The sequence below is a fragment of the Curtobacterium sp. PhB190 genome (assembly GCF_004365385.1).
Classification (GTDB): Bacteria; Actinomycetota; Actinomycetes; order Actinomycetales; family Microbacteriaceae; genus Curtobacterium.
In genome coordinates this window covers 62,760-75,008 of the sequence record NZ_SODN01000004.1, presented here as the reverse complement: position 1 = coordinate 75,008, position 12,249 = coordinate 62,760, and the positions used below count along the sequence as shown (strand labels likewise).

Here is a 12,249-nt window from a genome sequence, read left to right as displayed (position 1 = left end):
CTGGAACGAACGCGCTACCCAGACGGGAGCAATGCCCTCGACAAGAGCGATCAGCAACGTGCTCGTGAAGAGGAACGGACCGGCGCGGAGTGCGAGCGCACCGGCCGTCGCTATCAACGAGAGCCGGCCCGCGCGTGTTCCGTGATCAGACACGCGCAGCGCTCGGGACGATCCGATCACGCACGTTGTCGACCACGACGCCGTCCTTGAGCTGCACCACGGCAGGGAAACCCTGAACGTCGAAGGCGGCGGCCATCGTGTGGTACCCCGGCTGCCCGGGGACGACAGAATCCTCCGCGACGACGTCCGCCGATCCCGCGAGCAGGGGGCCGTACGTCTCAGCCGCGCCGTTTCCGACGACGACCGCCACGACCGTCTCACCAACGGCCCGTCGCCGTCGCGCCTCGGCGGCGAAGTCCGGAATGAGTTCTCTGCACGGAGCACAACCCTTCAGGAAGAACCCCACCACGGCGTCTCCACTGATCGTGTCTTGGTCGACGCGCTTCCCGTCCATCGACGTCGCCACGAACTCGTGTGGTTCCCCGCTCGACATGACCAGACTCAGTGGAGTCGATTCGACCGATCCTTCGTGCCCGTGCGCACGCAATCGCCGGATCACCGCCACCAGGAGGACGAAGTTCACGAGGCCGATCGCGAAGACGACGAAGAACATCAACCAGACTGCGAGCATCATTTCCCCCTGTGGTTTCCTGCGACGAACAGTTCTCGGATGGAGGTCATCTCGACCAGCAGGAAGGCCGGTACGACAGCGCCACACAGCAGCACGACGACGGCACCGACCTCCGGCGGCCGCGTCTCGACGCCGGCCAACACCACCAGGGCAGCGGCGATCGCGATCAGCACACCGTTGCGGACGACATCCCAGACGCTCACGTCAGGACCGTCTGCGCCGAAGCACGCGCATTGCGCGTCCTCCGGAGCCAGGATCTCCGCGATCAATCCGGCGGTGAACGAGATGAGCAACAGTGCGGCCAGGACGACGCCAACGACCCACCACGGCGTCACGACGAGTACCAGCACAAGCCATTGCGCCACGAGAGCAGCGCGTCCCAGGTGGTCCATCGTGAAGTCCGAGAGCCCGGGGCGCAGCGCTCCCAACATTGCTCGCGCAGATTCCAGGAGATGTCGCCGATCTTTGCTGCGGATTTTCGTGCTGACCGACGCAGCAAAGACCAGGAAGATGACCGCCCGTCCAACTACCTCAACGTAGATCATGTCCGCCCCCATCATGTGCCCCAACATCACCCAACCACATGCACCAAGTCGTTCGCAAGACATTGACAAGACGGTGTCCGTCGGAGTGGAATGCGCTCAGGGGGAGCGTCGAGTTCTCCTGTTCAATCGAAATCAGGAGGTCGAAGTGCGGACTACTCTCGAACGTGTGGCCACGGCCGGGGACCGTTTCCTCAGCATCTTCGCGCCACCCCCGGTGAAAGCCGCGGGCTGCTCGAAGTGCTCAGCCTTCGCGCGGGTCTGCCCGCTGGGTGCACATCAGGACTGTCATTACCTGTACGCACAAGCAGGATGTGGCTCGTGCGGCTTCACCTGTGGCGCGTGCGTGGTCGGCCCGGTGGGATGAGGGCAAGCGACTGATCGACCCGAATGCGGCTGTGACTCCTCCGAAGGGGCGTCACAGCCGCATTCTCTTTCCCATCTGGGATGGGACACCCATCTGTGAATGCTGACAGCGGCGAGACGGTTCGAATGCAATACGCACCGCTCTCGACGGTCGGGATCACATGAGCAACGCCGGAACGCGGTGCACGAAGGGCTCCACCTCGGGTCGAGGTGGAGCCCTTCGGTGGCGGGACTACTTGGTGTAGCCCACGTCCTGCCACTTGACCGAGTACTGCTGGAACTGCGCGGGGCCGTAGTTCACGAGGTCCTTGCGCACACCCCAGGCGTACGGCTCGGCGAACAGCGGGATGGTGCCGGCGACGGCGACGATCTTCTTGTCGATCGCCTGCGCGTCCTTGATGCGGGCATCGGGGTCGAGCTCGGCGTTCGCCTTGTCCCATGCCGCGCCGAGCGAGTCGTCCGTCACGCCGGTGTAGTTCTGGCCGGCGTCGGCGGGGTAGTAGATCGACTTGAGCGACGAGATCGGGAACGGCGTGCCCTGCCACGCGAAGTACGTGGCGTCGAAGTCACGGCCGTCGGTGGTGATGTACTTCGTGAAGAAGTCGTCCGAGGGCACGGTGTCGATCGTGACCTTGAAGCCGGCGAGCTTCGTCTGCTGCTGCACGAGCTGCGCGACGTTCGCCGAGTTCGGGTTGTCCGACGGGATCACGAAGCGGACGTCGAGTTCCTTGCCGCCCTTGGTCGCGTAGCCGTCCGAACCGACCTTCCAGCCGGCGTCCTCGAGCTTCGACTTCGCCTTGTCGGTGCTGTAGCCGTAGACCGACGAGACGTCGTCCTGGTAGCCCTCCTGACCGGGCAGGTACGTCAGGTTGTTGAGCACGTCACCCGGGCTCTTCACCGGCGACAGGATCGCCTGGGCGAGGACCTTGCGGTTGATGGCCTGGGCGAACGCCTGGCGCACGTCCTGGTCCTTGAAGACGTCCGAGGTGCCGTTCAGCGTGATCTGCCGCTGCGTGGTGCCGAGCGAGCGCTCGATCTTCGAGTCGGAGCGGGAGTTCGCCGTCTTGAGGTTGTCGGCGCTGCCGTTCAGGTTGAACGCGTCGAGTTCCTTGTTCCCGTACGCCTGCGCGACACCGTCACGCGAGACCGTCTTGAAGACGATGGTGTCGAGCTTGCCCTCGTCGCCCCACCACTTCGGGTTCTTCTCGAACGTGAGGACGCCGCCGTTGGCGTCGAAGGACTTCACGATGTACGGGCCACCGGAGACGTAGGTCTTGCCGTCAGCGGCGTACGGACCCTTGGCCCAGGCGGTGTTGAAGTGCTCGGGGGTGTCGACGGCCCAGTACGGGTAGATGGAGCCCAGGACGCTCGCCCAGTCGGCGTTCGTCTTCGAGAACGTCATGATGACGTCGCGCTCGTCCGAGCCCTGCTTGACCGAGTCGACGTCCTCCCACACGTTGGTGGCGAGGGGCGCGAAGGCCTTGTTCGTGCCGTTCAGCGCCTTCCAGTTCGCGATGACGTCCTTCGCGCTGATCGGGGTGCCGTCAGACCACACGGCCTTCGGGTTGATCTTGATCTCGACGGTCTGGGGTGAGTCCTTGGTCAGCTCGACCGAGGTCGCGAAGTCCTTGTTCACCTCCCACTCGCCGTTCTCCTTGAACTGGATGAAGCCCGGCAGGTACGCACCGGAGATCGTCTGGTCGTCGACGGTTCCGGAGTCGAGGTTGTTGATCTGGAAGTTCGCCGGAGCGGTGTCGATCGGCAGGGTGATCGACCCGCCGTCCTTGACGTCCGCGCGGTCCGCGACGGTCCAGCCGGTCGACTTCAGCGACGACTCGGCGACCGCGGAGCTGCTGTTGCCCGCCTGTCCACCGCCGGAGCAGCCCGCCAGCACGACGGCCGCAGCCGCAGCGGTGGCCAGCACGGCGATGCCCTTGATCCTCTTTCGCATGGCGAGGATTCCCTTTCGTTGTGGTTCGCGCAGTTCGCGCTGGAACGCGGCGACCCCCGCCGCCACGCCTGTTGGTTGAGAACCCTAGTCACATCCGAAGGCTCCACAAGGGTTGATGTGGGGAATCGAAACATGCTCGTAACGAATGTTGCATAGCGTCACAACGGAAGTCCCACCCCTCCGTCGCGAGCGGCTAACCTGTCGCCACCGACAACGCCGTCCGGACGGACGGCCGCACCCCACGAGGTCCCAGTACATGCTTGCCTTCATCGCAAAGCGGATCGTCAACTACATCGTCCTGACGATCGTCGCGACGACCCTCGGTTACATCCTCGCCAGCAGCACGCTCAACCCGGCTGCCCGGTTCCTGGGCCGCAACCCGGCCGTGCCGCAGGGCACGATCGACGCGTCCCTGCGGAAGCTCGGTGCCGATCCGGACACCCCGCTCATCGTCCGGACGTGGACCTGGTGGTCGAACCTCGTGACGCACGGTTCGCTCGGCATGAGCACCCGCGGCACCGAGGTCACGGCCGACATCGTCGCCCGCTCCGGTACGAGCCTGCGCTTGCTGGTCATCGGCACCCTGCTCGGCGCGATCCTCGGGGTGCTGCTCGGCGTGTGGAACGCCGTCCGCCAGTACCGCACGTCGGACCAGGTCTCGACGTACCTGTCGTTCGCCGTGCTCGCCACCCCGACCTTCGTCATCGCGGTCGTCCTGATGATCCTCGCGACCGCGATGAACCAGGGGCTCGGCACCCAGGTGATCCGGTTCACGGGTGAGTACACGCCGGGGGTGAACGGGTTCTTCCCGGTGCTCGGCGACCGGCTGATACACCTGCTGTTACCCACGATCTCGCTGACCGTCGGCGCCGTCGCCACGTACTCGCGGTACCAGCGCTCCGCGATGCTCGACGTGCTGTCGAACGACTTCATCCGCACCGCGCGGTCGAAGGGCCGGACGCGTGGATCGGCCATCATGCGCCACGGCGTCCGCGTCGCCCTCATCCCGATGTCGACGTTCTTCGCGTACTCGTTCGGGCTGATCCTGACCGGCGCGAGCATCACCGAGCTGGTCTTCAGCTGGCACGGCATGGGCGAGTACTTCGTCCAGGGCATCACCAACAACGACATCAACGCGGCCTCGGGCACGATCCTCTTCACGGCGATCCTCGTGCTCATCGCAGGAACCCTCGCGGACCTGCTCTACGCCGCGCTCGACCCGCGAGTGAGGGTGTGACCCGTGTCTGTTCTCGACCCCACGACCACGACCACTGCCGGTGACCCCGGTGACGGCAACGCCGGCACCCCGGCGCACGTCATCGAGGTCAAGGGCGGCCGCACGCCGCTCTGGCGCAAGGTGTTCGGCACCTGGCGTGCCCGCATCGGTGGCGGCGCCCTGCTGCTCATCCTGCTGTGGGCCTTCGTCGGCCCGCACCTGTACCACTGGAACGCCGTCGACTCCGACGGTCTGGCGTTCGGCATGCCGCCGAGCGCCGCGCACTGGTTCGGCACGAACGACATCGGCCAGGACATCTACGCGCAGACGCTCGTCGGCCTGCAGAAGTCGCTGCTCATCGGCCTCATCGCCGGTCCGGCCGCCACGCTGATCGCCGGCATCGTCGGTGCGATCGCCGGCTACTTCGGCGGCACCGTGGACCGCGTGCTCGTGTGGGTCATCGACCTGCTGCTCGTGATCCCCTCGTTCTACGCGCTCGTGCTCCTCAGCCCGGTGTTCAAGAACCTGACGTGGGTGGCGCTCATCGTCGGCCTCGCGGTGTTCAGCTGGATGGTGATGGCCCGCGTCATCCGCGGCCAGACGATGTCCCTGCGCGAACGCGACTACGTGAAGGCCGCCCGCTTCATGGGGGTGCCGGCGTTCACGATCATCCGACGGCACATCCTGCCGAACGTGGCGTCCCTGCTCATCATCGACGCGACGCTCGGCGTCGGGGCCGCGATCCTGGCGGAGAGCTCGCTGAGCTTCTTCGGCTTCGGCATCCAGATCCCCGACGTCTCGCTCGGCACCCTGCTCGCCGCCGGCAGCCAGTCCGCCGTCACCCGCCCGTGGCTGTTCGTCCTGCCCGCCGCGACCCTCGTCGCGACCGTGCTCTCGACCAGCCTGCTCGGCGACGCCCTGCGCGACGCCATCGACCCCACCTCCGGAGCCAACCGTGACTGAGCCGCTGCTGACCGTGTCCGACCTGTCGGTCACGTTCAACCCGAAGACCAAGCCCGTCTACGCCGTCCGCGGGGTCGACTACACGGTGGCCCCCGGCGAGTTCCTCGGGATCGTCGGCGAGTCCGGCTCCGGCAAGTCGGTGTCCTCGATGGCCGTGATGGGTCTGCTCCCGTCGTCCGCCCACGTCGAGGGCAGCATCCGCTTCGACGGCCAAGAGCTCTTGGGCAAGAACGACCGCGAGATGTCCCGCCTGCGCGGCGGCGACATCGCGATGGTGTTCCAGGACCCGCTGTCCGCCCTGACGCCCGTGTACACGATCGGCCAGCAGATCATCGAGGGGCTGCGACTGCACGACCGCTCCCTCACCCAGCACGCCGCCCGCACCCGCGCCGAGGAGCTGCTGCGCGTCGTCGGCATCCCGAACCCCGCTCGGCGCCTCGACGCGTTCCCGCACGAGTTCTCCGGCGGCATGCGGCAGCGGGCGATGATCGCCATCGCCATCGCGAACGACCCGAAGCTGATCATCGCCGACGAGCCGACCACCGCGCTCGACGTCACGATCCAGGCGCAGATCCTCGACGTGCTGCAGACGGCGAAGGACATGACCGGCGCCGCCGTGGTCCTGATCACGCACGACCTCGGTGTCGTCGCCGGCAACGCGGACCGCGTCGCCGTGATGTACGCGGGCCGCATCGTCGAGACGGCTCCGGTCGAGCCGCTCTTCCGCGAGCCCGTCATGCCGTACACGATCGGGCTCCTCCGCTCGATGCCGAACATGACCGCGGCCCGCACCGAACGACTCGTCCCGCTCGAGGGCCGCCCGCCCCTGCTCACGCAGAAGCCGACCGGCTGCCCGTTCGCCGACCGCTGCCCGGCGGTCATCGACGCCTGCCGCGACGGCGAGCCCGCGCTGGTCGAGCCGACCGTCCCGCAGAGCGGCGACAACCCGGTCCTGACCGGGACCGTCCCGACGATCGGTAACGGCACGCTGCTCGACGACCACACCGCCGCGTGCATCCGTCGCGACGAGATCGCGGCGGGCACCCTCGAGCGGTCGGAGATCTTCCCCCGCCCCGAGGACATCCCCGAGGCGGCGGTCGACCACGGCGACGACGTCGTGCTCGAGCTCACCGACGTCGTCAAGACGTTCCCGCTCACCAAGGGCGCGCTCTTCCGGCGGCAGATCGGCGAGGTGCACGCGGTCGACGGCATCTCCCTGACGCTGAAGCGCGGGCAGGTGCTCGGGTTGGTCGGTGAGTCCGGCTGCGGTAAGACCACCACGATCATGGAGATCCTCGAGCTCGCCGGCGCCCAGCAGGGCACCATCCGGGTGAACGGCGTCGACACCGCGTCGCTGTCGAAGAAGGACCGCCTGGCGATCCGCCGCGACATCCAGGTCGTGTTCCAGGACCCGATGGCGTCGATCGACCCCCGGCTCGACATCGGTTCGGTGATCGGTGAACCGCTGACGGTGCACGGGGTCGCGAAGGACGAGATCCGCCGCCGGGTCCGCGAGGTCCTCGAGCTCGTCGGGCTCGAGCCGAGCTACATCGACCGGTACCCGCACGAGTTCTCCGGTGGCCAGCGGCAGCGCATCGGCATCGCCCGGGCGCTCATCGTCGAACCGAAGATCCTCGTGCTCGACGAGCCCGTCTCGGCGCTCGACGTCTCGGTGCAGGCCGGCGTGATCAACCTGCTCGAGGACCTGAAGCACCGCCTCGGCCTGTCGTACCTGTTCGTCGCGCACGACCTGTCCGTCGTCCGGCACATCGCCGACGACGTCGCGGTCATGTACCTCGGCCGGATCGTCGAGTACGGCGACGGCGACAAGGTGTTCTCCGACCCGCAGCACCCGTACACGCGGGCCCTGCTGTCGGCCGTGCCGGTGCCGGACCCGTCCGCCGAGGCCGCCCGTGGTCGGATCCTGCTCGACGGGGACCTGCCCTCCCCCACCGAGCGCATCGACGGCTGCCGGTTCCGCACCCGCTGCCCGCTCTACCAGCTCCTCGACGAGGGTCGGCAGGAACAGTGCCGCACCGTCGATCCGCGCCTGCAGGACGTGCACGGCCGCGGCGTCGCGTGCATCCAGACCGACCAGGAGCACCTGCTCACCGAGCGGGTCGGCGCGGTCGTCTGACGACGCGGGTCACGTGGTGGACGTGACCAGAGGACGGACGGGAGGCCCGGCACACGTCGTGCGCCGGGCCTCCCGTCCGTCTCGTGGTCGCGATCGCGAGCCGCGTCAGGCTCCCAGCCACAGGCTGAGCAGCGAGGCGGCGAGCAGCGCCAGCGCCGCTGCGCCGACCGCCAGGGCCGGCACGTCCCAGCCGCGCACGGCATCGCCGTCACCGGCGACGGCACGCTGCTCAGCCCACCGGTCGAGCAGCACGGTCATCTCGTCCGGCTGGCGCAGCACGGCACGCTCGCCGCGCCGGGCCGGCTTCGGCCGGGGCAGCGACGGACCGCCCCAGCACTGCACGCGACGGCCGGCGACCGTCTCGATGACGATCTGCCAGCGGAGCTTGACGTCGGCGACCGCGTGCCACGGCACCACGGTGCGGCGGAGCGGGTTGACGACGGTGACGGCCGTGTCGTCGATGCGGATGCACGGGCGGTAGGTGAGCACCCACAGGACCCAGACCAGCACGGCGATCGGTCCGACGGCGTCGAGCACCACGATCCAGCTGCCGCGCACCGCCGCGTCGACCAGCAGGAAGAGGCCCAGGACGGCGACGAGGCCGGCCGCCACGGCGCCTCCGCGACCAGCGCGGAGGACGACGGGACGTCCGGCCTCGTTCGTGTCCAGCAGGATCAGCGTCCGAACTCGAACCCGGCGCCGGGGATGGCAGCCAGGAGGTCCTTCGTGTACTGCTCCTTCGGGGCGGCGAAGACCTCGTCGGTCGTCGCCTTCTCGACGATCTTGCCCTGGCGCATGACGCACACGTTGTCCGCGACCAGGCGGACGACCGCCAGGTCGTGCGTGATGAACAGGTAGGTCAGGCCGAGTTCGGTCTGCAACTCCGTCAGCAGGTCGAGGATCTGCCCCTGCACGAGCACGTCGAGCGCGGAGACGGCCTCGTCGAGGACGATGACCTCCGGCTTGAGTGCGAGCGCGCGCGCGACGGCGATACGCTGCCGCTGCCCGCCCGAGAGCTCGTTCGGGTAGCGGTTGACCATCGACTTCGGCAGCGCGACCTGGTCGAGCAGCTCGAGCACGCGGGCTCGACGCGACGCCTTGTCGCCCACCTTGTGCGTGGCGAGCGGCTCGGCGATCGTGTTCCCGACGTTGTACATCGGGTCCAGCGAGCCGTACGGGTCCTGGAACACCGGCTGCACGCGGCGGCGGAAGTCGAAGAGGTCCTTGCCCTTCAGCGCGCCGATGTCGATGCCGTCGAACTGCACGGTGCCGCTCGAGATGCTCTCGAGCTGCAGCACCAGCTTGGCGACGGTCGACTTGCCCGAACCGGACTCGCCGACGAGCGCCGTGGTGGTGCCCTTCGGGATCGCGAACGACACGTCGTCGACGGCCTTGAGCTCGCGGGTGGCGAGGCTCTTGCCGCGCAGCTTGTAGATCTTCTCGAGGTTCTTCACCACGATGAGGTCCTCGGCGGGACGGTGCTCGCGCTCCTGCGCCCGGGCGATGAGCTCGGCGTCGTCGTTGCCGGCGTCGGCGATCTCGATGCGCTCGTGCTGCACCTTCGACTGGATGCGGCGGCTCGCGAGCGAGGGCGCCGCGGCGACCAGGCGCTGCGTGTACGGGTGCTGCGGGTTGGCCAGGATCTCCTTCGAGGGACCGGCCTCGACGACCTGGCCCTTGTACATCACGACGAGCTTCTCGGCCCGCTCGGCGGCGAGGCCGAGGTCGTGCGTGATGAACAGCACCGAGGTGCCGAAGTCGCGGGTCAGGCTCTCGAGGTGGTCGAGGATGACGCGCTGGACCGTGACGTCGAGCGCGCTCGTCGGCTCGTCGGCGATGAGCAGCTGCGGGCGGCTCGACAGACCGATGCCGATGAGCACGCGCTGTCGCATACCGCCGGAGAACTCGTGCGGGTACTGCTTGAGGCGGGTCGAGGCGTCGCCGAGGCCCGCTTCCTTCAGGACCTCGATCGCGCGGTCGCGGACGGCCTTCTTGCCGGTGGCCATGCCGTTCGCACGGATTGCCTCCTCGACCTGGAAACCGATCGACCACAGCGGGTTGAGGTTCGACATCGGGTCCTGCGGGACGTAGCCGATCTCCTTCCCGCGGATCTCGGACATCTCCTTGTCGCTCAGCCCGACGAGCTCGCGCCCGTTGAACTTGATCGACCCGCCGGTGACCTGGCCGGTGCCGGGCAGCAGCTTGATGATCGCCTGGGCGCTCGTCGACTTGCCGGAACCGGACTCGCCGACGATGGCCAGACGCTCGCCCTGCTCGAGGGTGAGGTCGACACTGCGCACGGCCTGCACGAGACCGGACTGCGTCTTGAAGCCGACCTGCAGGTCGCGGATCTCGAGCAGCGGGGCGCCGTCGGCGTTGGTGCGTCGGCCGGTGGGGTTGGTCAGCGTCTCGCTCATCGGCGGGCCCTCGCCTTCGGGTCGAGCGCGTCGCGCACCACGTCACCGAGGAGCAGGAACGCGAGCACGGTGATGGACAGCGCGGCCGACGGCCAGAAGATCGTCGACGGGTTGGTGCGGATCGACGTCTGCGCCGTTCCGATGTCGAGACCCCAGCTGAGGGCCGACGGCGGCAGTCCGATGCCGAGGAACGACAGGGTCGCCTCGGCCACGATGAAGGAGCCGAGCGAGACGGTCGCGACCACGATGACCGGAGCCAGCGAGTTCGGGATGACGTGGCGCAGCAGCGTCTTGAACCGGCTGACGCCGAGGGCGGCCGACGCCATGACGTAGTCGGCCTGCTTGGCGCTCAGGACGGCACCACGCATGATGCGGGCGATCTGCGGCCACGCGAACGCGGCGAGCACGAGCGCGACGGTGATCGCGTTCCGCGCGGGGATGACGGACATGATCACGATCGCACCGAGGACGGTGGGGATCGAGAAGAAGATGTCGCCGATGCGGGACACGATCGTGTCGAGCCAGCCGCCGTAGAAACCGGCCAGTGCGCCGATCACGATGCCGACCAGCGACACCAGGACCGTCGCGACGATGCCGACGATGAGCGAGTTCTGGGCGCCCCAGATCACGCGGGCGTAGACGTCGGAGCCCTGACGCGTGAAGCCCAGGATGTGCCCGGCCTCGGGTCCGCCGTCACTGTTGTCGAGGTTCGACGCCCGCGGGTCGACGTGGGCGAAGAGCCCGGGGAAGACCGCGACGACGATGATCAGCAGGATCAGGATCGAGGAGATCCAGAACGTCGGGCGGGTCCGCATGGACTCCCAGGCGTCGGTCCACAGGGAACGGGTCTTCTCGTCCTCGTTGACCTGGTCGATCGCCTGCAGGGGCGTTTCCTCCAGCGGGGCGACGAAGTGCGTCGCCGAACGGGGTGCGGCGTTACTTGGCATAGCGGATCCTCGGGTCCAGGACGGCGTAGAGCAGGTCCACCAGGAGGTTGGCGAGCATGAAGATGATGACCATCACGGCGACGAAGGAGACCACCGTCGGGCCCTCGCCGAGCTTGACGGCGCGGAACACCGTGCCGCCGACCCCGTTGATGTTGAAGATGCCCTCGGTGACGATCGCGCCGACCATCAGGTTGCCGATGTCCACACCCAGGTAGGTCACCACGGGGATGAGCGAGTTCCGGAAGATGTGCACGCCGACCACACGACGACGGGGCAGGCCCTTCGCGGTCGCGGTGCGCACGAAGTCCGCCGTGGTGTTCTCGGCGACGCTCGCGCGGGTGAGGCGCACGATGTAGGCGAACGACACCGTCGCGAGCACGATGGCGGGCAGGACGAGCTCGGACCAGGGGGCCTCGCCGGACACCGTGACCCGGAACAACCCGAGCTTGATGCCGAACACGTACTGCAGCAGGAACCCGACGACGAAGGTCGGCACCGAGATGAGCAGGAGCGACACGACCAGGGCGGTGGCGTCGAACAGCTTGCCCTTGCGCAGACCCGCGATGACACCGACGACGATGCCGGCGACGGCCTCGAACACGAGCGCGAGGATCGCCAGGCGAGCGGTGATCGGGAACGCCGAGGCGAGCTGCTGGCTGACCGGCAGTCCGGAGTAGGTCACGCCGAGGTCGCCGCGGAACACGCCGCCGATCCAGAGCAGGTACTGGACGATGAACGGCTTGTCCAGGTTGTACTGCTGGCGCAGCGTCTCGATGACCTGCGGCGACGGCTGGCGGTCGCCGAACAGTGCTGCGATCGGGTCGCCGGGCAGCGAGAACACCATGAAGTAGATGAGGAACGTGGCCCCGAAGAACACGGGGATGAGTTGCAGGAGGCGCTTGCCGAGGTACCAGAGCATCAGATCCCTGCCCGGTCCGGAGCGATGTCGATCAGGTTCATTGTGGTGAGGGGTGGACGTTCCGAGGGTCGGCACGGATGTCCGGTTCGGGCGGCGGCGC

At 67.9% G+C, this 12,249-nt stretch carries 10 protein-coding genes; 3 read left to right on the top strand and 7 right to left on the bottom strand.

Annotated features, from left to right (window positions below; all coding sequences use genetic code 11):
• Nucleotides 1-145 precede the first annotated feature (145 nt).
• The 3 genes from EDF47_RS19770 to EDF47_RS07710 form a co-directional block, all read right to left on the bottom strand.
• The gene (locus tag EDF47_RS19770) at nucleotides 146-673 is read right to left on the bottom strand and encodes a hypothetical protein (protein WP_166673201.1); all 528 of its coding nucleotides are present in this window, start codon (nucleotides 671-673) and stop codon (nucleotides 146-148) included.
• A 17-nt stretch (nucleotides 674-690) separates the two neighbouring features.
• Nucleotides 691-1,236: a MauE/DoxX family redox-associated membrane protein gene (locus EDF47_RS07715; RefSeq protein WP_131878328.1), complete on the bottom strand. Its 546-nt coding sequence runs from the start codon at nucleotides 1,234-1,236 to the stop codon at nucleotides 691-693.
• A gap of 595 nt (nucleotides 1,237-1,831) precedes the next feature.
• A complete protein-coding gene (locus EDF47_RS07710) occupies nucleotides 1,832-3,550 on the bottom strand; it encodes an ABC transporter family substrate-binding protein (RefSeq protein WP_131878326.1) in 1,719 nt (572 codons plus the stop codon).
• Between the two features lie 256 nt (nucleotides 3,551-3,806).
• On the opposite strand from EDF47_RS07710, the gene EDF47_RS07705 reads away from it, so the two are divergent.
• From EDF47_RS07705 to EDF47_RS07695, 3 genes are read left to right on the top strand one after another with little or no spacing between them, the layout of a single operon-like run.
• The gene (locus EDF47_RS07705; RefSeq protein WP_123938965.1) at nucleotides 3,807-4,787 is read left to right on the top strand and encodes an ABC transporter permease; all 981 of its coding nucleotides are present in this window, start codon (nucleotides 3,807-3,809) and stop codon (nucleotides 4,785-4,787) included.
• Between the two features lie 3 nt (nucleotides 4,788-4,790).
• Nucleotides 4,791-5,729 (top strand): ABC transporter permease, encoded by a 939-nt coding sequence (locus EDF47_RS07700; protein WP_123340697.1) that lies wholly within the window; start codon nucleotides 4,791-4,793, stop codon nucleotides 5,727-5,729.
• On the top strand, nucleotides 5,722-7,866 hold the full coding sequence (locus EDF47_RS07695; RefSeq protein ID WP_123294114.1) for a dipeptide ABC transporter ATP-binding protein: 2,145 nt from the start codon (nucleotides 5,722-5,724) through the stop codon (nucleotides 7,864-7,866). The genes EDF47_RS07700 and EDF47_RS07695 overlap by 8 nt, the downstream gene beginning before the upstream one ends.
• Nucleotides 7,867-7,971: 105 nt before the next feature.
• Here EDF47_RS07695 and EDF47_RS07690 read toward each other — a convergent pair whose 3' ends face one another.
• The 4 genes from EDF47_RS07690 to EDF47_RS07675 form a co-directional block, all read right to left on the bottom strand.
• Nucleotides 7,972-8,478, bottom strand: coding sequence for a PH domain-containing protein (locus EDF47_RS07690; RefSeq protein WP_133936894.1), 507 nt, complete (start codon nucleotides 8,476-8,478; stop codon nucleotides 7,972-7,974).
• A gap of 62 nt (nucleotides 8,479-8,540) precedes the next feature.
• Nucleotides 8,541-10,283, bottom strand: coding sequence for an ABC transporter ATP-binding protein (locus EDF47_RS07685; RefSeq protein ID WP_131878322.1), 1,743 nt, complete (start codon nucleotides 10,281-10,283; stop codon nucleotides 8,541-8,543).
• On the bottom strand, nucleotides 10,280-11,230 hold the full coding sequence (locus tag EDF47_RS07680; protein WP_123938969.1) for an ABC transporter permease: 951 nt from the start codon (nucleotides 11,228-11,230) through the stop codon (nucleotides 10,280-10,282). Before EDF47_RS07680 ends, EDF47_RS07685 begins: the two co-directional genes overlap by 4 nt.
• Nucleotides 11,220-12,149 carry an ABC transporter permease gene (locus EDF47_RS07675; RefSeq protein WP_123938970.1) on the bottom strand — a complete coding sequence of 310 codons (930 nt, stop codon included), beginning with the start codon at nucleotides 12,147-12,149 and terminating at the stop codon, nucleotides 11,220-11,222. The genes EDF47_RS07680 and EDF47_RS07675 overlap by 11 nt, the downstream gene beginning before the upstream one ends.
• Nucleotides 12,150-12,249: the final 100 nt, after the last annotated feature.

What these genes read in the sequence shown, in the direction of transcription:
- EDF47_RS19770 (WP_166673201.1), bottom strand. Translation starts at nt 673, where the DNA reads ATGTTCTTCGTCGTCTTCGCGATCGGCCTCGTGAACTTCGTCCTCCTG.
- EDF47_RS07715 (WP_131878328.1), bottom strand. Translation starts at nt 1,236, where the DNA reads ATGATCTACGTTGAGGTAGTTGGACGGGCGGTCATCTTCCTGGTCTTT.
- EDF47_RS07710 (WP_131878326.1), bottom strand. Translation starts at nt 3,550, where the DNA reads ATGCGAAAGAGGATCAAGGGCATCGCCGTGCTGGCCACCGCTGCGGCT.
- EDF47_RS07705 (WP_123938965.1), top strand. Translation starts at nt 3,807, where the DNA reads ATGCTTGCCTTCATCGCAAAGCGGATCGTCAACTACATCGTCCTGACG.
- EDF47_RS07685 (WP_131878322.1), bottom strand. Translation starts at nt 10,283, where the DNA reads ATGAGCGAGACGCTGACCAACCCCACCGGCCGACGCACCAACGCCGAC.
- EDF47_RS07680 (WP_123938969.1), bottom strand. Translation starts at nt 11,230, where the DNA reads ATGCCAAGTAACGCCGCACCCCGTTCGGCGACGCACTTCGTCGCCCCG.
- EDF47_RS07675 (WP_123938970.1), bottom strand. Translation starts at nt 12,149, where the DNA reads ATGCTCTGGTACCTCGGCAAGCGCCTCCTGCAACTCATCCCCGTGTTC.